This is a genomic window from Amycolatopsis arida, from assembly GCF_900115565.1.
GTDB classification, from domain to species: domain Bacteria; phylum Actinomycetota; class Actinomycetes; order Mycobacteriales; family Pseudonocardiaceae; genus Yuhushiella; species Yuhushiella arida.
The window spans coordinates 14,131-35,252 of record NZ_FOWW01000011.1; the positions used below are offsets into that span (position 1 = coordinate 14,131).

At 68.5% G+C, this 21,122-nt stretch carries 33 protein-coding genes and 1 pseudogene; all 34 read right to left on the minus strand.

The window, feature by feature from the left end; genetic code table 11:
* Positions 1-42 precede the first annotated feature (42 nt).
* The gene (locus BM051_RS24595) at positions 43-1,116 is read right to left on the minus strand and encodes a DNA-directed RNA polymerase subunit alpha (protein WP_092535204.1); all 1,074 of its coding nucleotides are present in this window, start codon (positions 1,114-1,116) and stop codon (positions 43-45) included.
* Positions 1,117-1,231: 115 nt separating this feature from the next.
* Positions 1,232-1,837 (minus strand): 30S ribosomal protein S4, encoded by a 606-nt coding sequence (gene rpsD / locus BM051_RS24600; protein ID WP_092535207.1) that lies wholly within the window; start codon positions 1,835-1,837, stop codon positions 1,232-1,234.
* A gap of 23 nt (positions 1,838-1,860) precedes the next feature.
* On the minus strand, positions 1,861-2,265 hold the full coding sequence (gene rpsK, locus BM051_RS24605; protein ID WP_092535210.1) for a 30S ribosomal protein S11: 405 nt from the start codon (positions 2,263-2,265) through the stop codon (positions 1,861-1,863).
* 19 nt (positions 2,266-2,284) lie between these two features.
* Positions 2,285-2,479 carry a hypothetical protein gene (locus BM051_RS24610; protein ID WP_092535213.1) on the minus strand — a complete coding sequence of 65 codons (195 nt, stop codon included), beginning with the start codon at positions 2,477-2,479 and terminating at the stop codon, positions 2,285-2,287.
* Positions 2,476-2,856 carry a 30S ribosomal protein S13 gene (rpsM, locus tag BM051_RS24615; protein ID WP_092535216.1) on the minus strand — a complete coding sequence of 127 codons (381 nt, stop codon included), beginning with the start codon at positions 2,854-2,856 and terminating at the stop codon, positions 2,476-2,478. The genes BM051_RS24610 and rpsM overlap by 4 nt, the downstream gene beginning before the upstream one ends.
* A 194-nt stretch (positions 2,857-3,050) precedes the next feature.
* The gene (gene rpmJ / locus BM051_RS24620) at positions 3,051-3,164 is read right to left on the minus strand and encodes a 50S ribosomal protein L36 (protein WP_092535219.1); all 114 of its coding nucleotides are present in this window, start codon (positions 3,162-3,164) and stop codon (positions 3,051-3,053) included.
* Between the two features lie 37 nt (positions 3,165-3,201).
* Complete coding sequence (gene infA / locus BM051_RS24625) at positions 3,202-3,423, minus strand: translation initiation factor IF-1 (RefSeq protein WP_009948665.1); 222 nt, start codon at positions 3,421-3,423, stop codon at positions 3,202-3,204.
* A gap of 329 nt (positions 3,424-3,752) precedes the next feature.
* Complete coding sequence (map, locus tag BM051_RS24630) at positions 3,753-4,532, minus strand: type I methionyl aminopeptidase (protein ID WP_092535222.1); 780 nt, start codon at positions 4,530-4,532, stop codon at positions 3,753-3,755.
* 43 nt (positions 4,533-4,575) lie between these two features.
* A complete protein-coding gene (locus tag BM051_RS24635) occupies positions 4,576-5,127 on the minus strand; it encodes an adenylate kinase (protein WP_092535225.1) in 552 nt (183 codons plus the stop codon).
* Positions 5,124-6,431, minus strand: a complete 1,308-nt coding sequence (gene secY / locus BM051_RS24640) for a preprotein translocase subunit SecY (protein WP_092535710.1) — start codon at positions 6,429-6,431, stop codon at positions 5,124-5,126. The genes BM051_RS24635 and secY overlap by 4 nt, the downstream gene beginning before the upstream one ends.
* 435 nt (positions 6,432-6,866) lie before the next feature.
* Entirely contained in the window at positions 6,867-7,313 is a 447-nt protein-coding gene (gene rplO, locus BM051_RS24645) for a 50S ribosomal protein L15 (protein WP_092535228.1), read from the minus strand.
* Positions 7,310-7,495: a 50S ribosomal protein L30 gene (gene rpmD / locus BM051_RS24650; protein ID WP_092535231.1), complete on the minus strand. Its 186-nt coding sequence runs from the start codon at positions 7,493-7,495 to the stop codon at positions 7,310-7,312. Before rpmD ends, rplO begins: the two co-directional genes overlap by 4 nt.
* Position 7,496: 1 nt before the next feature.
* On the minus strand, positions 7,497-8,135 hold the full coding sequence (gene rpsE, locus BM051_RS24655) for a 30S ribosomal protein S5 (protein ID WP_092535234.1): 639 nt from the start codon (positions 8,133-8,135) through the stop codon (positions 7,497-7,499).
* A 31-nt stretch (positions 8,136-8,166) separates the two neighbouring features.
* Complete coding sequence (gene rplR, locus BM051_RS24660; RefSeq protein ID WP_092535237.1) at positions 8,167-8,565, minus strand: 50S ribosomal protein L18; 399 nt, start codon at positions 8,563-8,565, stop codon at positions 8,167-8,169.
* A 2-nt stretch (positions 8,566-8,567) separates the two neighbouring features.
* A complete protein-coding gene (gene rplF / locus BM051_RS24665) occupies positions 8,568-9,107 on the minus strand; it encodes a 50S ribosomal protein L6 (protein WP_092535240.1) in 540 nt (179 codons plus the stop codon).
* Between the two features lie 18 nt (positions 9,108-9,125).
* Entirely contained in the window at positions 9,126-9,524 is a 399-nt protein-coding gene (gene rpsH, locus BM051_RS24670; RefSeq protein WP_092535242.1) for a 30S ribosomal protein S8, read from the minus strand.
* Between the two features lie 78 nt (positions 9,525-9,602).
* Complete coding sequence (locus tag BM051_RS24675; RefSeq protein WP_092535245.1) at positions 9,603-9,788, minus strand: type Z 30S ribosomal protein S14; 186 nt, start codon at positions 9,786-9,788, stop codon at positions 9,603-9,605.
* Positions 9,788-10,357 carry a 50S ribosomal protein L5 gene (gene rplE, locus BM051_RS24680; protein WP_092535248.1) on the minus strand — a complete coding sequence of 190 codons (570 nt, stop codon included), beginning with the start codon at positions 10,355-10,357 and terminating at the stop codon, positions 9,788-9,790. Before rplE ends, BM051_RS24675 begins: the two co-directional genes overlap by 1 nt.
* Positions 10,357-10,671: a 50S ribosomal protein L24 gene (gene rplX / locus BM051_RS24685; RefSeq protein ID WP_092535251.1), complete on the minus strand. Its 315-nt coding sequence runs from the start codon at positions 10,669-10,671 to the stop codon at positions 10,357-10,359. The genes rplE and rplX overlap by 1 nt, the downstream gene beginning before the upstream one ends.
* 3 nt (positions 10,672-10,674) lie before the next feature.
* Positions 10,675-11,043, minus strand: a complete 369-nt coding sequence (gene rplN, locus BM051_RS24690) for a 50S ribosomal protein L14 (protein WP_092535254.1) — start codon at positions 11,041-11,043, stop codon at positions 10,675-10,677.
* 75 nt (positions 11,044-11,118) lie between these two features.
* On the minus strand, positions 11,119-11,400 hold the full coding sequence (rpsQ, locus tag BM051_RS24695; protein WP_092535257.1) for a 30S ribosomal protein S17: 282 nt from the start codon (positions 11,398-11,400) through the stop codon (positions 11,119-11,121).
* Complete coding sequence (gene rpmC, locus BM051_RS24700; protein WP_092535260.1) at positions 11,397-11,651, minus strand: 50S ribosomal protein L29; 255 nt, start codon at positions 11,649-11,651, stop codon at positions 11,397-11,399. The genes rpsQ and rpmC overlap by 4 nt, the downstream gene beginning before the upstream one ends.
* Positions 11,651-12,070: a 50S ribosomal protein L16 gene (gene rplP, locus BM051_RS24705; RefSeq protein ID WP_009152383.1), complete on the minus strand. Its 420-nt coding sequence runs from the start codon at positions 12,068-12,070 to the stop codon at positions 11,651-11,653. Before rplP ends, rpmC begins: the two co-directional genes overlap by 1 nt.
* Positions 12,071-12,265: 195 nt before the next feature.
* A pseudogene (gene rpsC, locus BM051_RS24710) lies at positions 12,266-13,123 on the minus strand (30S ribosomal protein S3); the annotation flags it as partial.
* Positions 13,123-13,551 (minus strand): 50S ribosomal protein L22, encoded by a 429-nt coding sequence (rplV, locus tag BM051_RS24715; RefSeq protein ID WP_092535263.1) that lies wholly within the window; start codon positions 13,549-13,551, stop codon positions 13,123-13,125. The gene rplV and the pseudogene rpsC, both read right to left, overlap by 1 nt.
* 35 nt (positions 13,552-13,586) lie before the next feature.
* Positions 13,587-13,868: a 30S ribosomal protein S19 gene (rpsS, locus tag BM051_RS24720; RefSeq protein WP_009152380.1), complete on the minus strand. Its 282-nt coding sequence runs from the start codon at positions 13,866-13,868 to the stop codon at positions 13,587-13,589.
* An 18-nt stretch (positions 13,869-13,886) separates the two neighbouring features.
* Positions 13,887-14,720: a 50S ribosomal protein L2 gene (gene rplB / locus BM051_RS24725; RefSeq protein WP_092535266.1), complete on the minus strand. Its 834-nt coding sequence runs from the start codon at positions 14,718-14,720 to the stop codon at positions 13,887-13,889.
* 16 nt (positions 14,721-14,736) lie between these two features.
* Positions 14,737-15,048: a 50S ribosomal protein L23 gene (gene rplW, locus BM051_RS24730; RefSeq protein WP_092535269.1), complete on the minus strand. Its 312-nt coding sequence runs from the start codon at positions 15,046-15,048 to the stop codon at positions 14,737-14,739.
* Complete coding sequence (gene rplD / locus BM051_RS24735) at positions 15,045-15,752, minus strand: 50S ribosomal protein L4 (protein ID WP_092535272.1); 708 nt, start codon at positions 15,750-15,752, stop codon at positions 15,045-15,047. The genes rplW and rplD overlap by 4 nt, the downstream gene beginning before the upstream one ends.
* Positions 15,749-16,405, minus strand: coding sequence for a 50S ribosomal protein L3 (gene rplC / locus BM051_RS24740; protein WP_092535275.1), 657 nt, complete (start codon positions 16,403-16,405; stop codon positions 15,749-15,751). Before rplC ends, rplD begins: the two co-directional genes overlap by 4 nt.
* Positions 16,406-16,435: 30 nt before the next feature.
* A complete protein-coding gene (rpsJ, locus tag BM051_RS24745) occupies positions 16,436-16,741 on the minus strand; it encodes a 30S ribosomal protein S10 (protein WP_003883485.1) in 306 nt (101 codons plus the stop codon).
* A gap of 411 nt (positions 16,742-17,152) precedes the next feature.
* A complete protein-coding gene (tuf, locus tag BM051_RS24750; RefSeq protein WP_092535278.1) occupies positions 17,153-18,346 on the minus strand; it encodes an elongation factor Tu in 1,194 nt (397 codons plus the stop codon).
* Positions 18,347-18,468: 122 nt separating this feature from the next.
* The gene (gene fusA, locus BM051_RS24755; protein ID WP_092535281.1) at positions 18,469-20,568 is read right to left on the minus strand and encodes an elongation factor G; all 2,100 of its coding nucleotides are present in this window, start codon (positions 20,566-20,568) and stop codon (positions 18,469-18,471) included.
* Between the two features lie 73 nt (positions 20,569-20,641).
* Positions 20,642-21,112 carry a 30S ribosomal protein S7 gene (gene rpsG / locus BM051_RS24760; RefSeq protein WP_092535284.1) on the minus strand — a complete coding sequence of 157 codons (471 nt, stop codon included), beginning with the start codon at positions 21,110-21,112 and terminating at the stop codon, positions 20,642-20,644.
* Positions 21,113-21,122: the final 10 nt, after the last annotated feature.

Sequence of the window (21,122 nt, forward strand, 5' to 3'; positions counted from 1 at the left end):
CGCCCGCCGGGGTGTCCCGGGGCGGGCGGGCCGTAGCTGGCCTTACAGCTGCTCCGTCTCTGCGTAGTCCTGGCCATCGTCGTGGCCGTGGTCCGTGGTGCCGTCCGAGAGACCGGTGGCGCCCTCGGACCAGCTCTCGCCGTCGTAGCTGGCCGCGGCCGCCGTCGGGTCGAACCCGGGCGGGCTGTCCTTCAGCGACAGGCCGAGGCCGACGAGCTTGAGCTTCACCTCGTCGATCGACTTGGCGCCGAAGTTGCGGATGTCGAGCAGGTCGGCCTCGCTGCGCGAGACCAGTTCGCCGACCGTGTGGATCCCCTCGCGCTTCAGGCAGTTGTAGGACCGCACCGTCAGGTCCAGGTCCTCGATCGGCATCGCGTAGGCGGCGATGGTGTCCGCCTCCTGCGGCGAAGGCCCGATCTCGATGCCCTCGGCGTCGACGTTCAGCTCGCGGGCGAGGCCGAACAGCTCCACCAGCGTCTTGCCGGCCGACGCGACCGCGTCCCGCGGCGTGATCGACGGCTTCGTCTCCACGTCCAGGATCAGCTTGTCGAAGTCGGTGCGCTGCTCGACACGGGTGGCCTCGACCTTGTAGGTGACCTTCAACACCGGCGAGTAGATCGAGTCCACCGGGATCCGACCGATCTCGGCGCCGGCCTGCTTGTTCTGCAGGGCCGGCACGTAGCCGCGGCCGCGCTCGACGACCAGCTCGATCTCCAGCTTGCCCTTGCCGTTCAGCGAGGCGATGTGGAGGTCCGGGTTGTGCACGGTCACCCCGGCCGGCGGGACGATGTCCGCCGCGGTGACGTCACCGGGGCCCTGCTTGCGCAGGTACATGGTGACCGGCTCGTCCTCCTCGGACGAGATCACCAGCTCCTTGAGGTTCAGGATGATGTCGGTGACGTCCTCCTTCACCCCGGGAACCGTGGTGAACTCGTGCAGCACGCCGTCGATGCGGATGCTGGTGACCGCCGCGCCCGGGATGGACGACAGCAGCGTGCGCCGCAGCGAGTTGCCGAGCGTGTAGCCGAACCCGGGCTCGAGCGGCTCGATGGTGAACCGGGAGCGGGTCTCGTTGACCGTCTCCTCGCTGAGAGTCGGCCGCTGGGAAATCAGCACGTTCTTTCTTCCTTTCCTGCCGGCGCCCGCCATATGACGCCGAAAGGGGTGGCGGAGCGGCGGCGCACCGGGCGCCGCCGCCCGATCCCGCCGGGCCGGGTGGCCCGGGCGGGGATCACTTCGAGTAGAACTCGACGATCAGCTGTTCCTGCACCGGGACGTCGATCTGCGCGCGCTCGGGCAGCTGGTGCACCAGCACCCGCAGGTTCGAGGGGACGACCTGCAGCCACGCCGGCACCGGGCGGTCGCCGAAGGACTCCTTCGCGGCGACGAACGGCAGCGTCTTCAGCGACTTGGGCCGCACGTCGATGATGTCCCACTTCGACACCTGGTAGCTGGGGATGTTGACCTTCTTCCCGTTGACCAGGAAGTGGCCGTGGCTGACCAGCTGGCGCGCCTGCCGCCGGGTGCGGGCGATGCCCGCCCGGTAGATCACGTTGTCCAGCCGGGACTCCAGGATCTGCAGCAGGTTCTCACCGGTCTTGCCGGTGCGCCGGACGGCCTCCTTGTAGTAGCGGCTGAACTGCCGCTCGAGGATGCCGTAAGTGTGCCGGGCCTTCTGCTTCTCCTGCAGCTGGAGCAGGTACTCGCTCTCCTTGACCCGGCCACGGCCGTGCTGGCCGGGCGGGTAGGGGCGACGCTCGAACGCCTGGTCGCCACCGATGAGGTCGACCTTCAGGCGACGCGAGATACGGGTCGCGGGGCCGGTGTAACGAGCCATGTCTTCTTACTCCTCCCCGTGCCTCAGACCCGGCGCCGCTTCGGCGGGCGGCAACCGTTGTGCGGCTGCGGGGTCACGTCCTGGATGGTGCCGACCTCGAGGCCGGCGGCCTGCAGCGAACGGATCGCGGTCTCCCGGCCGGAGCCGGGACCCTTCACGAACACGTCGACCTTCTTCATCCCGTGCTCGGCGGCCTTGCGCGCGGCGCTCTCGGCGGCCATCTGCGCGGCGAACGGCGTGGACTTCCGCGAGCCCTTGAAGCCGACGTGGCCGGACGACGCCCAGGAGATCACCGCGCCGGTCGGGTCGGTGATCGAGACGATCGTGTTGTTGAAGGTGCTCTTGATGTGCGCGTGACCGTGCGCGACGTTCTTCTTCTCCTTGCGCCGGACCTTCTTGGCCCCGGTGGCGCGAGACTTCGGTGGCATGTGGGGGTGACTCTCCTCGTTAGCGCGAGTTCTCGTGGTGGGCGGCCGCGGCCTTCCTGGCCTCCCGCTGGCCGCGCCGGATCACCGTGCCGGCGTCGGTGTACAGCTGGCGCAGGGCCATCGGACGGGCGTAGAGCGCCCCGGGTGACACGCACGACGTCGCACGGCGCTGGACACCGCCGGTACGCGCGATCCTCTTCCCGCGGACGCTCACTTCTTGCCAGCCTTCTTCTTGCCGGCGACCGTCTTCTTCGGGCCCTTGCGGGTCCGCGCGTTGGTCTTGGTCCGCTGCCCGCGGACCGGCAGGCCGCGGCGCCACCGGAGGCCCTCGTAGCAGCCGATCTCGATCTTCCGCCGGATGTCGGCGTTCACCTCGCGGCGGAGGTCACCCTCGACCTTGAAGTTCTCCTCGATGTAGTCCCGCAGCTTCACCAGGTCCTCGTCGCTGAGTTCCTTGACGCGGGTGTCCGCGTTCAACTCCGTCGCGGCGATCATCTGCCTGGAGCGGGTACGGCCGATGCCGTAGATGTAGGTGAGCGCGATCTCCAACCGCTTCTCGCGGGGGAGGTCGACGCCAGCGAGTCGTGCCATGAGGCGTGTGCTCCTTCTTCCGTGTGTCGCTCCAGGTCTGCTCCCCACCCGTCCCGGGACCGACTCGCCTGTCGTGCCACCCGCTCGCGCGGCTGGTGTCCCGGCCCCGGCCTGGAGTCCGGGGGCGAACCGGGTCGAGGTGACCCGGCAGGTGCGGGGAGGTCTTCAACTGTGTGGCGCGGGCGCGCCGGTGATCAGCCCTGCCGCTGCTTGTGCCGCAGGTTCTCGCAGATCACCATGATCCGGCCGTGTCGCCGGACGATCTGGCACTTGTCGCAGATCTTCTTGACGCTCGGTTGGACCTTCACGTCTCCTGCTCTCCTGCTCGTGCTCTGCTCGCCGTGATCACTTGTAGCGGTAGACGATGCGCCCGCGGGACAAGTCGTAGGGCGAGAGCTCCACGACGACCCTGTCCTCCGGCAGGATGCGGATGTAGTGCTGCCGCATCTTGCCGCTGATGTGCGCGAGGACCTTGTGGCCGTTCTCCAACTCGACGCGAAACATCGCGTTGGGGAGCGGCTCGATCACCCGGCCCTCGACCTCGATCGCCCCGTCCTTCTTGCCCATGTCCTCCGCATTTCCCGAGTTCGACTCAGTGTGATCGGCGCAGCGGTGAGTGCTTGCCTTGGGTGGTGCCGGCACGCACGTCACCCCGACTCCAATGCCGCGAGAATTCACAAGCACGATGGAATCGGCGTGATGAGCACGCCGACTAGACAGTGTACGCACCCCGCGTCGCGCTCCCCAAACCGGGGCGGCCCATGGTACGCGTCCCCGCCCGCCGGCCCCACCTCTGGCCCGCGAGCCCCCGTCCAGGACGGCGAGTTCCACGTTCGGGACCGCGAGTCCCACGTCCGGGTGGCCACGCCTCCCCTGTCCGGGGGACAGGAGCGCGCTCAGGCGCCGTCCTCCGGGGCGGTGAGCACCCAGGGGCCCTCGTCGGTGATCGCGACCGTGTGCTCCCAGTGGGCCGCTCGCGAACCGTCGGCGGTGACCACCGTCCAGCCGTCCGCGAGCTCCACGGTCTCGCCACTGCCGGAGGTCAGCATCGGCTCGATCGCCAGTGCCATCCCGACCCGCAACCGCGGCCCCTTGCCCGGCTTGCCGACGTTCGGGAGGAACGGCTCCATGTGCATCTGGCTGCCGATGCCGTGCCCGCCGTACTCGGCGATCATCCCGTACTCGACGGCATGGGCACTGCCCTCGCGCGCGGCCGCGGTCTCCACGGCGTGCGAGATGTCGGTCAGCCGGGCACCCGCGACCGCGGCCTCGACGCCGGCCCACATCGCCGCCCTCGTCGCCGCGGAGAGCGCGTGGTCGGCGGTGGACACGGTGCCCACCTCGATGGTCACCGCCGAGTCGCCGTGCCAGCCGTCCAGGATCGCGCCACAGTCGACGGAGAGCAGGTCACCCTCGGCCAGTCGCCGCTCGGCGGAGGGGATGCCGTGCACGATCTCCTCGTTCACCGACGCGCAGATGGAGGCGGGGAAGCCATGGTAGCCCTTGAACGACGGCACGGCCCCGGCGTCCCGGATGGTCTGCTCGGCGAGCTCGTCCAGTTCCGCCGTGCTGACCCCGGGCCGGGCCGCCGCGGTGACCAGCGCGAGCGTCCTGGCCACCACGAGCCCGGCGGCGCGCATCGCCTCCAGCTCGGTCCGGCTCTTGATCTCGATCATGCGATGTCGACGCAACAACCGCAGCACGTGGGAGCGCTCCGCCTCACCGGCGCCGCAGGGCGTCGAGCACCCGCGCCGTCACCTCGTCGACGCTGCCCACCCCGTCGACGGTGACGAGGAGGTCGTCGTAGTACTCGAGCAGCGGCGCGGTCTCCGACCGGTACACCTGCTGCCGGCGCCGGATGACCTCCTCGGTGTCGTCCGACCTGCCCCGGGCCATCAGCCGCTCCACGAGGACGTCCTCCGGCACCTTGAGCTCGACGACCGCGTCCAGCGAGGTGTCCGACTCGGCCAGCATCTGGCCGAGCACCTCGGCCTGCTTCGTGTTGCGCGGGAAGCCGTCGAGCAGGAAGCCGACCTTGGCGTCCGGCTCGACCAGCCGCTCGCGGACCATCTCGTTGGTCACCGTGTCCGGCACCAACTCGCCCGAGTCGAGGTAGCGCTTGGCCTCCCGGCCGAGCGGCGTCCGCTCGCCGACGTGGGCGCGGAACAGCTCCCCCGTCGAGATGTGCGGGACGCCCAGCCGCTCCGACAGCGCGACGGCCTGCGTGCCCTTGCCCGCGCCGGGCGGGCCGACGAGAACGACCCGCGTCATCGGAGGAACCCTTCGTAGTTGCGCTGCATGAGCTGGCTCTCGATCTGCTTCATCGTGTCCAGCCCGACGCCGACCATGATCAGCACCGCGGTCCCACCGAACGGGAAGTTCTGGTTGTTGCCCTCGTCGGTGATGGACAGGAAGAAGTTCGGCAGGATCGCCACCAGGCCCAGGTAGATGGAGCCGGGGAAGGTGATCCGGTTCAGCACGAAGTGCAGGTACTCCGCGGTGGGCCGGCCCGGCCGGATGCCCGGGATGAAGCCGCCGAACTTCTTCATCTCCTCCGCGCGCTCGTCCACGTTGAACGTGATCGTGATGTAGAAGTACGTGAAGAAGATGATCAGGCTGAAGTACAGCAGGATGTGCATCCAGCTGGACTGGTCGACGATGTACTGCTGGAGGAACACCTGCCAGCCGGAGGCACTGTTCGGGTCGCCGACCAGCCGGCTGATCAGGTCGGGCAGGTACAGCAGCGAGGACCCGAAGATCACCGGGATGACACCGGCCTGGTTGACCTTGATCGGCAGGTAGGTGGAGGTGCCGCCGTACATCCGGCGGCCGACCATCCGCTTGGCGTACTGCACCGGGATGCGGCGCTGGCCCTGCTCGACGAAGACCACGCTGGCGATGATGGCCAGCGCCAGCACGCAGACGAACGCGAAGACCATGCCGCCCTGGCTGCTGAGGATGTTGGCGCCCTCGGCCGGGATCCTGGCCGCGATGTTCAGGAAGATCAGCACGGACATGCCGTTGCCGACTCCGCGCTCGGTGATCAGTTCGCCGAGCCACATCATCACCGCGGTGCCGGCGGTCATCGTGAGCACGATGAGGCCGAGCGTGAAGACGTCGTTGTCCGGGATCACCGGGGAGGGGCAGTCACCGAAGAGGCCGCCACGGTCGGCGAGCGCGACCACGCCGGTGGCCTGCAGGATCGCCAGGGCGATGGTGAGGTAGCGGGTGTACTGGGTGAGCTTGCTCTGCCCGGCCTGCCCCTCCTTCTTCAGCTCCTCGAACCGCGGAATCACCACGGTGAGCAGCTGGACGATGATGCTCGCCGTGATGTAGGGCATGATGCCGGTCGCGAAGATCGACAGCTGCAGCAGCGCCCCACCGCTGAACAGGTTCAGCAGTGAGTAGATGCCTTGGTCGTCGACCTGCGCCTGACATTCCTGCACGTTGGGATAGGAGATCCCGGGCGACGGCGTGACCGCACCGACCCGGTACACGGCCACGATCATCAGCGTGAACAGGATCTTCTTGCGCAGGTCCGGCGTCGCGAGGGCCGAGCGGAAGGCGCTGAGCACGCGGGGGACCTCCTCGACGTCGTCGGCGGTCAGCCGACGAACGGCTTTGGCCGGCACGGCGGCCGGCGGGAACTCACTGTCGCTGGCGGGCAAGCCAGGAACGCTTCGGGGCACACGTGTCCCGAAGCGTGTCGCTGAACTCTAACAGCCCCTGGCCGGACTCCCGCAGGGCATGGCCCAAAAACCGACGGACGTCGCACCGCGTGGAACCGGCCGCCCGTGCGGTCGGCGCCGGCCGCACCGGTCGACCCTCCGAAACGCGCCGTCACCGGGGCCGGCGAGCCGCGGCGACCGCTGCGACGACGGTCACGTCCGGATGCGGCCGGCCACGTCACGGGACGACCAACCGCGGCCATGCCGGGCGCGGCGCGGTCGACAACGACGAGTGGCCCGCCCGGCGGGTGCCGGACGGGCCGCTCGTGGACCGAGCCGGGGTCACTTCGTGGTGGCGGAGCCACCAGCGGCCTCCAGCTTCTCCTTCGCGCTCTTCGAGAAGGCGTCCGCGGTGACGTCGAGCTTGACGCCGTCCACATCGCCGTTGCCGAGCACCTTCACGAGCTTGCCCTTGCGGACCAGCCCGCGCGCGGCGAGCTCCTCCGGCCCGACCTTGCCGCCGTCGGCGAACACCCTGGCGATGTCACCCACGTTCACCGGCTGGTACTCGGTGCGGAACCGGTTGGTGAAGCCGCGCAGCTTCGGCAGCCGCATGTGGAGGGGCATCTGCCCACCCTCGAAGCCGGCGGGCACGTTCTTGCGGGCCTTGGTGCCCTTCGTGCCACGCCCCGCGGTCTTGCCCTTCGAGCCCTCACCACGGCCGACCCGGATCTTGTCGCGCTTGGCGCCGGGCGCGGGCCGCAGGTGGTGGATCTTGATGGCGGTCATGACTGGACCTCCTCCACAGTCACCAGGTGCCGGACCGTGTGGATCAGGCCGCGGACCTGGGGAGTGTCCTCACGCACCACGGACTGCCGGATCTTGCGCAGCCCGAGGGTGCGCAGCGACTCCCGGTGGTTCCGCTTGGTGCCGATCGTGCTCCTGATCTGGGTGACCTTCAGCTGAGCCATGTCAGATCCCCTGCCCCGCACGCTGCCGCAGCATCCGGGCCGGCGCCACGTCCTCGAGCGGAAGGCCACGGCGCGCCGCGACCTCCTCGGGACGCTGCAGGTCCTTCAGCGCCTTCACGGTCGCGTGCACGATGTTGATCGCGTTGTCGCTGCCCAGCGACTTGGACAGCACGTCGTGCACGCCCGCGCACTCCAGCACGGCCCGCACCGGGCCACCGGCGATGACACCGGTACCCGCGCTGGCCGGCCGCAGCAGCACGACACCCGCGGCGTCCTCACCCTGCACCGGGTGCGGGATGGTGCCGGCGATGCGCGGAACGCGGAAGAAGTTCTTCTTGGCCTCCTCGACGCCCTTGGCGATCGCCGAGGGCACCTCCTTGGCCTTGCCGTAGCCGACGCCGACCTGCCCGTCGCCGTCACCGACGACCACCAGCGCGGTGAAGCTGAACCGCCGACCGCCCTTGACGACCTTGGCGACGCGGTTGATCGCGACGACGCGCTCGAGGTGCGGGGTCTTGTCCTGGGCCGCCCCGCCACGGCCACCATCGCGACGGTCCCTGCGGTCGCGGCGGTCACCGCGATCGCCGCCGGGGCCACCCTGGCCCTGGCCGCCGCCGAACTGCCGTGTACGTCCCGGCATCAGGCTTTCCTTCCCTCTCCACTAACCATGCTCAGAACTCCAACCCCGCCTCGCGGGCCGCGTCCGCCAGCGCCGCGATCCGGCCGTGGTAGTCGTTGCCACCCCGGTCGAACACCACGCTGGTGATCCCGGCGGCCTTGGCCCGGCCGGCGATCAGCTCGCCGACCTTGGCGGCCTTGGCCTTCTTGTCGCCGTCCACCGCCCGCACGTCCGCCTCCAGGGTGGACGCCGCCGCCAGGGTGTGCCCGGCGAGGTCGTCGATCACCTGCACGTGGATGTGTCGGCTGGACCGCTTCACCGACAGCCGCGGCCGCTCCGGGGTGCCGCTGATCTTCTTGCGGAGCCGGAAGTGCCGGCGGGTCTTCGCCACGCGGCGCCGGGTGGAGATGTCCTTGCCGATCGGCTTGCGCTTGGTTGCCGTTTCGCTCATGATCACTTACCCGTCTTTCCGACCTTGCGCCGGATGCGCTCGCCCTCGTAGCGCAGGCCCTTGCCCTTGTACGGGTCCGGGCGCCGCAGCTTGCGGATCACCGCGGCGGTCTCTCCGACCTTCTGCTTGTCGATCCCGCTGACCGAGAACCGCGTCGGGCTCTCCACCGTGAACGTGATGCCCTCCGGCGCCGCGATGCGCACCGGGTGGCTGTAGCCCAGGGCGAACTCGAGGTCCGAGCCCTTGGCCTGCACGCGGTAGCCGACGCCGTGGATCTCCATCTTCTTCTGGTAGCCCTCGGTGACCCCGACGACGAGGTTGTTCACCAGGGTGCGGGTCAGCCCGTGCAGCGCCCTGCTCTCCCGCTCGTCGTCGGGCCGCTTCACCTGGAGCGTGCCGTCCTCGGCGCGCTCGACGGTGATCGGCTCGGCGACCGTGTGCTCAAGGGTGCCCTTGGGCCCCTTGACCGTGATGTGCTGGCCGTTGATGGTCACCTCGACCCCGGAGGGGACGGGAATCGGCAGCTTTCCGATACGCGACATGCCTGTTGTCCCCCTTCCTCACCAGACGTAGGCGAGGACTTCGCCGCCCACGCCGTTGCGCTTGGCCTGCCGGTCCGTCTGCAGCCCGGCCGACGTCGAGATGATCGCGATGCCAAGGCCGCCCAGGACGTTGGGCAGTTCGGTCGATTTCGCATACACCCGCAGACCGGGCTTGGAAACCCGGCGCAGACCGGCGATGCTGCGTTCCCGGTTCGGGCCGTACTTCAGCTGCACGACGAGGTTCTTGTGCTTCTCACCCGGCTCGTCCCGGTAGTCCGCGATGTAGCCCTCCCGCTTGAGGATCTCGGCGATGTTCGCCTTGATCTTCGAGTGCGGGAGCACGACCTCGTCGTGGTACGCCGAGTTCGCGTTGCGCAGACGTGTCAGGAAGTCTGCGATCGGGTCGGTCATCGTCATGGTGACCTGTCAACCTTTCTCGCCCTGGTTCCCCGCTCCGGGGCCTGTGGCGAACTGGTAGGAAAAGAATTACGGCCGTTACCAGCTGGACTTGCTGACACCGGGCAGCTCACCCGCGTGCGCCATCTCCCGCAGGCAGATCCGGCAGAGGCCGAACTTGCGGAACACCGAGTGCGGTCGCCCGCACCGGTTGCAGCGGGTGTAGGCGCGCACCTTGAACTTCGGCTTCTTCGCGGCCTTGTGAATCAGCGCCTTCTTCGCCATTAGCTCTCCTTGAACGGGAAGCCGAGCTTGCGGAGCAGCGCGCGGCCTTCCTCGTCGTTGGTGGCGGTGGTGACCACGGTGACGTCCATGCCCCGCGGACGGTCGATGGAGTCCGGGTTGATCTCGTGGAACATCGACTGCTCGGTGAGCCCGAACGTGTAGTTGCCGTTGCCGTCGAACTGCTTCGGCGACAGCCCACGGAAGTCCCGGATACGCGGCAGGGCGATGGTCAGCAGCCGGTCGAGGAACTCCCACATCCGGTCGCCGCGCAGCGTGGCGCGCGCGCCGATCGGCATGCCCTCGCGCAGCTTGAACTGCGCGATGGACTTGCGGGCCCTGCGGATCTCGGGCTTCTGCCCGGTGATCGTGGCGAGGTCGCGGACGGCGCCCTCGATCAGCTTGCTGTCCCGGGCGGCGTCGCCGACGCCCATGTTCACCACGACCTTCACCACGCCAGGGATCTGGTGCGGGTTCGTGTACCCGAACTCCTCGCGGAGCTGACCGGCGATCTCCTCGCGGTACCGGGTCTTCAACCGCGGCGTCGGGTATGTCTTCTCTGCGGTGGTCATCAGATGTCCTTGCCCGTCCTGCGCGAGATCCGGACCTTCTTGCCGTCCTCGCCGATGCGGTAGCCCACCCGGGTCGGCTTGCCGTCGGAGTCGACGACCATCACGTTCGACACGTGGATGGGCGCTTCCTGGGTCACGATGCCGCCGGACTGCGCACCCCGCTGGGTCTGGGTGATCCGGGTGTGCTTCTTGATCCGGTTCACGCCCTCGACGAGGATCCGCTGCCGGTCCGGGTAGGCCTGGATGACCTTGCCCTTCGCGCCCTTGTCCTTGCCGGAAATGACGACGACCGTGTCGCCCTTCTTCACCTTCATCAGTTACAACACCTCCGGCGCGAGGGAGATGATCTTCATGAACTTCCGGTCACGAAGCTCGCGGCCGACCGGCCCGAAGATACGGGTGCCCCGCGGCTCGTTGTCGTTCTTGATGAGCACCGCGGCGTTCTCGTCGAACCTGATGTAGGAGCCGTCGGGGCGACGCTTCTCCTTCTTCGTGCGGACGACGACGGCCTTGACCACGTCACCACGCTTCACGTTGGCGCCCGGGATGGCGTCCTTGACGGTGGCGACGATGATGTCGCCGATGCCCGCGTAGCGCCGCCCCGAGCCACCGAGCACGCGGATGGTCAGGATCTCCTTGGCACCCGTGTTGTCGGCGACTCGCAGTCGCGACTCCTGCTGGATCACGTCAACTCCTGTATGTCGCGCCGGTTCTGGGCGAGCCCAGCCTGGCGGAACGAAAAGGGACCGGACGGCCCCTGCTTACTTGGCCTTCTCGCGGATCTCGACCAGCCGCCACCGCTTCGTGGCCGACAGCGGGCGGGTCTCCATCAGCAGCACGCGGTCACCGATGCCGGCGGTGTTGTCCTCGTCGTGCGCCTTCACCTTCTTGGTGGAGCGCATGACCTTGCCGTACAGCGGGTGCTTCTTGCGGTCCTCGAGCTCGACCACGATCGTCTTGTCCATCTTGTCCGAGACGACCATGCCCTCCCGGACCTTCCGGTAGTTGCGGCCGGATTCCTTGTTCTGCACCGGCTCGGTCATGCGGCACCTTCACTCTCGTCCGTGTCGTCAGGGGCGACCGACAACCCGAGCTCGCGCTCACGCATCACCGTGTAGATGCGCGCGATGTCCGTGCGGACCGTGCGCAGGCGGCGGTTGTTGTCCAGCTGCCCGGTGGCCATCTGGAAGCGGAGGTTGAACAGCTCCTCCTTGGCCTCCTTCAGCCGCAGCACGAGCTCCTCGGCGGAGAGCTCGCGAAGTTCTGACGCCGCGACGCCTCCGGCTTTCGCCATCAGAACTCACCACCTTCACGGGTCACGATTCGGCACTTCATCGGCAGCTTGTGGATCGCGCGGCGGAGCGCCTCGCGGGCCACGGCCTCGTTCGGGAAGCTCATCTCGAACATCACCCGGCCGGGCTTGACGTTGGCCACCCACCACTCGGGAGAGCCCTTACCGGACCCCATCCGGGTCTCGGCCGGCTTCTTGGTGAGCGGGCGGTCCGGGAAGATGTTGATCCAGATCTTCCCGCCACGCTTGATGTGCCGGGTCATGGCGATACGAGCGGACTCGATCTGCCGGTTGGTCACGTAGCTGTGCTCGAGCGCCTGGATGCCGTACTCGCCGAAGTTCACCTTCGTGCCGCCCTTGGCGGCGCCGGAGCGCTTCGGGGAGTGCTGCTTGCGGTGCTTGACCTTGCGTGGGATGAGCACGCCTCAGCCCTCCGTCTTCTCGGCCGCGTTCGGCGACCCCTGGGCGGGCGCCTCGCGCGTCGCGTCGTCCGTGTCGCTGCGCCCGCTGCCCTGCGCGGCGGTGCCGACACCCATCTCGTTCTCCCGGCTGCCGCCCCGCTGCCCAGCCTCGCGGCCGGGGGCCCTGGTGCCCGCCTCCTGGGTGGCGGCGCGGGGTCCTGCCTCCTGGGCGGCGGCACGCGGTCCTGCCTCCTGGGCGGCGGCACGCGGTCCTGCCTCCTGGGCGGCGGCACGCGGTCCTGCCTCCTGGGCGGCGGCCCGACCGGCCTCGGTCGAGGTGGGCGTGGTGCCCGACGCGCCCGAGCGACGCGGGCGGGACGGGCGGTCCCGGCGCGGCGCGCGCTCGGCGGCCGCGGCGGCGTCCCGCGCCTCCTTGGCCTTGAGCCCACCGACGATGTCGCCCTTGTAGATCCACACCTTCACGCCGATGCGGCCGAACGTCGTCCTGGCCTCGAAGAAGCCGTAGTCGATGTCCGCGCGCAGCGTGTGCAGCGGCACCCGGCCGTCGCGGTAGTGCTCCGAGCGGGACATCTCGGCACCGCCCAGCCGTCCGCTGCACTGCACCCGGATGCCCTTCACCTGCGGCGAGCGCATCGAGGTCTGGATCGCCTTGCGCATCGCGCGGCGGAACGCCACCCGGTTGGACAGCTGCTCGGCGACACCCTGCGCGACGAGCTGGGCGTCCGCCTCGGGGTTCTTCACCTCGAGGATGTTCAGCTGGACCTGCTTCTTGGTCAGCTTCTCCAGCGCGCCACGGATCCGGTCGGCCTCCGCGCCGCGGCGGCCGATCACGATGCCTGGCCGAGCGGTGTGGATGTCGACGCGGACCCGGTCACGGGTGCGCTCGATGTCCACCTTCGAGATGCCGGCCCGCTCCATGCCCGTGGACAGGAGCTTGCGGATCTTGACGTCCTCGGCCACGTACTCGGCGTACTGCTTGTCGGCGTACCACCGCGACTTCCAGTCCGTGGTGATCCCGAGCCGGAAGCCGTGCGGGTTGATCTTCTGGCCCACTACCGGCCACCTGCCTTCTTCTTGCTCTTCGTCTTCGCCTTCGCCTTCGCCTTGGCCTCGGGCCGGGACTCGACCTCCACCGTGATGTGGCTGGTCCGCTTGCGGATCCGGTAGGCGCGACCCTGCGCGCGGGGCCGGATGCGCTTGAGCGTCGGGCCCTCGTCGGCGTAGGCGTGCTTGATCCAGAGCGTGTCCGGGTCCAGGTCGAGGTTGTTCTCGGCGTTGGCCGCGGCGCTGGCGATCACCTTCGCCAGCGGGTCGCTGGCCGACTGCGGCGCGAACCGGAGCACGGCCAGGGCCTCCTCGACGCTACGGCCCTTGATGAGCTCGATCACCCGGCGCACCTTCGACGGCGAGGACCGGACGAAGCGAGCCCGCGCCACGGCCGTCGGCAGGGCTTCCGCCGTGGCCTCCTTCTGGGCGTTCATCGCTGCATTCCCTAACTCTCTCGTGGCTCGCTCGCTCAGCGGCGGCGCGACTTGCGGTCGTCCTTGACGTGACCCTTGAAGGTGCGGGTCGGGGCGAACTCGCCCAGCTTGTGACCCACCATCGCCTCGGTGACGAACACCGGGACGTGCTTGCGGCCGTCGTGCACGGCGATGGTGTGCCCGAGCATGTCCGGGATGATCGTGGACCGGCGGGACCACGTCTTGATCACCGTCTTCTTGCCCGACTCGTTGAGCGCGTCCACCTTCTTGAGCAGGTGGTCGTCCACGAACGGGCCCTTTTTCAGGCTGCGCGGCATGTGCTTCTACCTCCCTGCTCAGCGCTTCTTGCCGGTACGCCGGCGGCGGACGATCAACTTGTCGCTCGGCTTGCGGCGGCGGGTACGGCCCTCCGGCTTGCCGTTCGGGTTCACCGGGTGCCGACCACCGGAGGTCTTGCCCTCACCACCACCGTGCGGGTGGTCGACCGGGTTCATCACGACGCCGCGGACGGTGGGGCGCTTGCCCCGCCAGCGGTTGCGACCCGCCTTGCCCCAGTTGATGTTGGCGTGGTCGGAGTTGCCCACCTCGCCAACCGTGGCGCGGTTGCGCACGTCCACGTTGCGGATCTCGCCCGAGGGCATCCGCAGCTGGGCGTACGGGCCCTCCTTGGCCACCAGCTGCACGCGGGCGCCGGCGGACCGGGCGATCTTCGCGCCGCCGCCGGGCCGGAGCTCGATCGCGTGGACCACCGTGCCGACCGGGATGTTGCGCAGCGGCAGGTTGTTGCCCGGCTTGATGTCGGCCCGCGGGCCGTTCTCCACCAGGTCGCCCTGCTTCAGCTTGTCCGGGGCGATGATGTAGCGCTTCTCGCCGTCGGCGTAGTGCAGCAGCGCGATCCGGGCGGACCGGTTGGGGTCGTACTCGATGTGCGCGACCTTGGCCGGGATGCCGTCCTTGTCATTGCGCCGGAAGTCGATGATCCGGTACGCGCGCTTGTGGCCGCCGCCCTTGTGCCGGGTGGTGATCCGGCCGGAGGAGTTGCGGCCACCGCGGCCGTGCAGCGGGCGCAGCAGCGACTTCTCCGGCGTCGACCGGGTGATCTCGGTGAAGTCGGAGACGGAAGCGCCCCGGCGACCCGGAGTTGTTGGCTTGTACTTGCGAATGCCCATGTCAGCTTTCCGTCCCTTACGCGGCGGGTCCGCCGAAGATCTCGATCGGCTTGCTCTCGGCCGACAACGTCACCACAGCGCGCTTGGTGTCCTTGCGCTTGCCGAACCCGTAGCGGGTGCGCTTGCGCTTGCCCTGCCGGTTCAGCGTGTTCACGCTGACCACCTTCACGCCGAACACCTGCTCGACCGCGATCTTGATCTGGGTCTTGTTGGCGTCCGGGCGGACCAGGAACGTGTACTTGTGGTCCTCGAGCAGCCCGTAGGACTTCTCGGAGATCACCGGCGCGATCAGGATGTCGCGCGGGTCGGGGATCGCCACCGAGCTCATCGCTCGTCACTCCCTTCCGTGACCTCGCTGACCTCGCTGACCTCGCTCGACCGGGCGGAGGCCTTGACACCCTTGCCCCTGGCCGGGCCGGCGAGGAACGCGTCGAGCGCGGCCTTGGTGAAGACCACGTCGTCGTTGACCAGCACGTCGTAGGTGTTCAGCTGGTCCGGCGTGATCAGGTGCACGTAGGACAGGTTGCGCGCGGAGCGCCAGCCCAGCTCGTCGTCGCGGTGCAGGACCACGAGCACGCGCTTGGCCTGCGTGACCGCGGCGAGCGCGGCCTTGGCCGCCTTGGTGGACGGCTGCTCCGCGGTGACCAACTCGGTGACCACGTGGACCTGGCCGGCGCGGGCCCGGTCGGAGAGGGCGCCGCGCAGCGCGGCGGCCTTCATCTTCTTCGGGGTCCGCTGGCTGTAGTTCCGCGGCGTCGGCCCGTGCACGGTGCCACCGCCGCTGAACTGCGGGGCGCGCACCGAGCCCTGCCGGGCGCGGCCGGTGCCCTTCTGCCGGTACGGCTTCTTGCCGCCACCGCGCACCTCACCGCGGGTCTTCGTGTCGTGCGTCCCCTGCCGGGCGGCGGCCTGCTGGGCCACCACGACCTGGTGCATCAGCGGCACGTTGGCCTGCACGTCGAAGATCTCGGCGGGAAGCTCGACGGTGCCCTCGGCGGCGCCGGCGGGCGTCTTGAGCTCGACACTGGTCATGCCTTCGCACCACCCTTCGCGGCGTCGCGGACGAACACCACGCCGCCCCTGGGCCCGGGAACCGCGCCCTTGATCAGCAGCAGGCCGTCCTCGGGGCGGACGGCGTACACGGTCAACCCCTGGGTGGTGACCCGCTTGTTGCCCATCCGGCCAGCCATCCGCATGCCCTTGAACACCCGGCCCGGCGTGGCGCAGCCGCCGATCGAGCCGGGGGCGCGGTGCTTGGCCTGGTTACCGTGGCTGGCGCCCTGGCCCTTGAAGCCGTGCCGCTTCATCACGCCGGCGTAGCCCTTGCCCTTGCTGGTGCCGGTGACGTCCACCACGGCGCCCGCGTCGAACACCTCGGCGGTGATCTCCTGGCCGACCTCGTAGGTCTCGGCGTCGGTGGTGCGCAGCTCGGCGAGGTAGCGCCGGGGCGTGACACCGGCCTTCGCGAAGTGACCGGCGCGCGGCTTGTTCACCTTGCGCGGGTCGATCGCGCCGAAGGCCAGCTGCACGGCCGAGTAGCCGTCGGTCTCCTTCTTGCGCACCTGGGTCACCACGTTCGGCCCGGCCTTGACGACGGTGACCGGGACGATCCGGTTCTTGTCGTCGAAGACCTGGGTCATGCCGAGCTTGGTGCCCAGAATGCCCTTCATTTGCCTGTCAGACATGAGTTCTTATCTCCGCCGCTCGCCCAACGCTTACTGGATGTTGACGTCGACGCTGGCCGGAAGGTCGATGCGCATGAGCGCGTCCACCGTCTTCGGCGTCGGGTCGAGGATGTCGATCAGACGCTTGTGCGTGCGCATCTCGAAGTGCTCGCGCGAGTCCTTGTACTTGTGCGGCGAGCGGATGACGCAGTAAACGTTCTTCTCGGTGGGCAGCGGCACCGGGCCCACGACGGACGCGCCGGTGCGCGTGACCGTCTCGACGATCTTGCGCGCGCTGGCGTCGATCGCCTCGTGGTCGTAGGCCTTGAGCCGGATGCGGATCTTCTGTCCCGCCATGGTGGCAGCTCGTTCCTTGTCGTCTCGTGCCGCTATCTCGCAACGCCGATCCCGCGGCTCACACCCGCAAGCCAGTAAGGCCGACGTTTCCGCACGTCAGCGACCCTCGCTCCGGTCCACGCGGTCGGGCGTGTCGCGCCTGCTGCGCAGACCGGTTCCCCGGGGATCGTCCTCGGTGCCGGTAGGTCGTCAACGTGACGGGGCGGCCGGTGCTCCCGGCCTCCCCTGGTTCAGCGGCCCCGCGCTGCCCGGAGGCAACTCGGTGCCGGCACGAACCCTGGCCACTCGCGCCGGGGCGGCCGAAATCGCTGTGGAATTCGGCCGCCCCGCGACGAGCAACCCGTACAGTGTCGCACACCCACGTTTCAAGCCCGAGCCGGGGGTGGAGCTCCCGGTTCGGGCTCGGAAACGCTACTTGACGATCTTCGTGACCTGGCCGGCGCCGACGGTGCGGCCACCCTCGCGAATCGCGAAGCGCAGGCCCTCGTCCATCGCGACCGGCTGGATCAGCTGGACCTTGATGTTGGTGTTGTCGCCCGGCATGACCATCTCGGTGCCCTCCTCGAGGGTCACCACGCCGGTCACGTCGGTGGTGCGGAAGTAGAACTGCGGGCGGTAGTTGTTGAAGAACGGCGTGTGCCGGCCACCCTCGTCCTTGGACAGGATGTACACCGAGCCCTCGAACTCGGTGTGCGGGGTGGTGGTGCCGGGCTTCACGACGACCTGGCCGCGCTCCACGTCCTCACGCTTGATGCCGCGCAGCAGCAGACCGACGTTGTCGCCGGCCTGGCCCGAGTCGAGCAGCTTGCGGAACATCTCGACGCCGGTGACCGTGGTCTTGGTCGACTTCTCCCGAATACCGACGATCTCGACCTCTTCGTTCACGTTGATCTGGCCGCGCTCGACACGACCGGTGACCACGGTGCCGCGGCCGGTGATCGTGAAGACGTCCTCGATCGGCATCAGGAACGGCTTGTCGAGGTCACGCACCGGGTCCGGCACGTTGTCGTCGACGGCCTGCATGAGTTCCAGTACCGACTCGGTCCACTTCGGGTCGCCCTCGAGCGCCTTGAGGCCGGAGACCTTGACGACCGGAGCGTCGTCGCCCGGGAACTCCTGGGACGACAGCAGCTCGCGGACCTCCAGCTCGACCAGCTCGAGGATCTCCTCGTCGTCGACCATGTCGGCCTTGTTCAGCGCCACCACGATGTAGGGCACGCCGACCTGGCGAGCCAGCAGCACGTGCTCACGGGTCTGCGGCATCGGGCCGTCGGTCGCCGCGACCACCAGGATCGCGCCGTCCATCTGGGCGGCGCCGGTGATCATGTTCTTGATGTAGTCGGCGTGACCGGGGGCGTCCACGTGCGCGTAGTGACGCTTCTCGGTCTGGTACTCGACGTGCGAGATGTTGATCGTGATGCCGCGCTGCTTCTCTTCCGGCGCGTTGTCGATCTGGTCGAACGCCCGGGACTCGTTGAGCTCCGGGTACTTGTCGTGCAGCACCTTGGTGATCGCCGCGGTCAGCGTGGTCTTCCCGTGGTCGACGTGACCGATGGTGCCGATGTTGACGTGCGGCTTGTCCCGCTCGAACTTCGCCTTCGCCACTGGAATGTCCTCCTGGACTTCTTGAGCTTGCTCGCCGGTCGACGTGGCTGCCGAACGGCGCTTGTGTTCCTTGGTCGACAGCGGACCTTAGGGAAGCCCCCCAAGCCCGCCGGCTCGGGGTACTACTCTCCCGTCGCTTTCGCGATGATCTCCTTCGCGACGTTCGCCGGAACTTCCGCGTAGGAATCGAACTGCATCGAGTAGTTCGCGCGACCCTGGGTGCGGGACCGCAGGTCGCCGACATACCCGAACATCTCCGACAGCGGGACGAGCGCCTTCACGACACGCGTGCCCGACCGCTCCTCCATGGCCTGGATCTGACCACGGCGGGAGTTCAGGTCACCGATAACGTCGCCCATGTAGTCCTCGGGCGTGGTCACCTCGACCGCCATCATCGGCTCCAGCAGGACCGGGTTCGCCTTCCTGGCGGCTTCCTTCATCGCCATCGAACCGGCGATCTTGAACGCCATCTCCGAGGAGTCGACCTCGTGGTAGGCGCCGTCCAGCAGGGTGAGCTTCAGCCCGACGAGCGGGTAGCCGGCCAGCACGCCGTACTGCATGGCGTCCTGCGCACCGGCGTCCACCGAGGGGATGTACTCCCTCGGGACGCGGCCCCCGGTGACCTTGTTGTCGAACTCGTACAGCGCGCCGTCGGCGGTCTCCAGCGGCTCCAGCCGGATGATGACCTTGGCGAACTGGCCCGACCCACCGGTCTGCTTCTTGTGGGTGTACTCGAGCTTGTCGATCGTCTTCCGGATCGTCTCCCGGTAGGCGACCTGCGGCTTACCGATGTTCGCCTCGACCTTGTAGTCGGACTTCATCCGGTTCACCAGCACCTCGAGATGCAGCTCACCCATGCCCTCGATGATCGTCTGGCCGGTCTCCTCGTCCTGGCTGACCCGGAACGTCGGGTCCTCCTCGGCGAGCTTCTGGATCGCGGTGGAGAGCTTCTCCTGGTCGGCCTTGGTCTTCGGCTCGATGGCCACCTTGATGACCGGCTCGGGGAAGGTCATCGACTCCAGCACGATCGGGTTCTGCGGATCGCACAGGGTCTCGCCAGTGGTGGTGTCCTTCAGGCCGATGACCGCGTAGATGTGACCGACCTGGGCCTCGTCGACCGGGTTCTCCTTGTTGGAGTGCATCTGGAAGATCTTGCCGATGCGCTCCTTGCGCTCCTTGGTCGAGTTGATGACCTGGGCGCCGGAGGCGACCTTGCCGGAGTACACCCGGATGTAGGTCAGCTTCCCGAAGAACGGGTGCGCGGCGATCTTGAACGCGAGCGCCGAGAACGGCTCGTCGACGGAGGCCTTGCGGCTGGCCGGGGTCTCGCCGTCGGTCAGCGTCCCCTCGACCGGCGGGACGTCCAGCGGCGAGGGCAGGTAGTCGATCACCGCGTCGAGCATGGGCTGCACGCCCTTGTTCTTGAACGCGGAGCCGGCCAGCACCGGGTAGGCCTCGCGGGCGATGGTGAGCTTGCGGATGCCGCCCTTGATCTCGGCCTCGGTCAGCTCCTCACCGCCGAAGTACTTCTCCATCAGCTCGTCGTCGGACTCGGCGACGGCCTCGATAAGCTTCTCGCGGTACTCGGCGGCCTTCTCGGCGAGCTCGGCCGGAATGTCCTCGACCTCGTAGTCCTCGCCCTTCTTGACGTCGCCGCGCCAGGTCAGCGCCTTCATCCGAACCAGGTCGACGACGCCCTCGAACTCGCTCTCCGCGCCGATCGGCAGCTGGATGACCAGCGGGCGGGCGCCGAGGCGCTCCTCGATGGTGCGCACGGTGAAGTAGAAGTCCGCGCCCAGCTTGTCCATCTTGTTGACGAAGCAGATCCGGGGGACCTCGTACTTGTCCGCCTGCCGCCAGACCTGCTCGGACTGGGGCTCGACGCCCTCCTTGCCGTCGAAGACGGCGACCGCGCCGTCGAGCACGCGCAGGTTCCGCTCCACCTCGACGGTGAAGTCGACGTGGCCCGGCGTGTCGATGATGTTGACCTGGTAGTCGTTCCAGAAGGTGGTGGTGGCAGCCGAGGTGATGGTGATCCCCCGCTTCTGCTCCTCCTCCATCCAGTCCATCGTCGCGGCGCCGTCGTGCACCTCGCCGATCTTGTAGTTGATCCCGGTGTAGAACAGGATCCGCTCGGTCGTCGTGGTCTTACCGGCGTCGATGTGCGCCATGATGCCGATGTTGCGGACCTTGTTCAGGTCGGTCAGCACGTCACGTGCCACTTGAATGTTCCCCTGTCTCAAGCGTGGGGCCCGGCATTGGCTCGATCAGTCGGACCGGGCAGTACTTCTTCGGTCACCAGCGGTAGTGGGCGAACGCCTTGTTCGACTCCGCCATCTTGTGGGTGTCCTCGCGGCGCTTCACGCTCGCCCCGAGGCCGTTGCTCGCGTCGAGCAGCTCGTTCTGCAGGCGCTCGATCATGGTCTTCTCGCGGCGCTGCCGCGCGAAGGTGACCATCCAGCGCAGCGCAAGAGTGGTCGAGCGGCCGGGCTTGACCTCGATCGGCACCTGGTAGGTGGCACCACCGACGCGGCGGCTCTTCACCTCGAGGGTGGGCTTCACGTTGTCGAGGGCGCGCTTCAGCGTGACGACCGGGTCGGTACCGGTCTTCTCGCGAGCGCCTTCCAGTGCCCCGTACACGATGCGCTCGGCCAGCGAGCGCTTGCCGTCCTTCAGCACCTTGTTCACCAGCTGGGTGACCAGCGGTGAGCCGTAGACGGGGTCGGAGATCAGTGGCCGCTTCGGGGCCGGACCCTTGCGGGGCATCAGCTCTTCT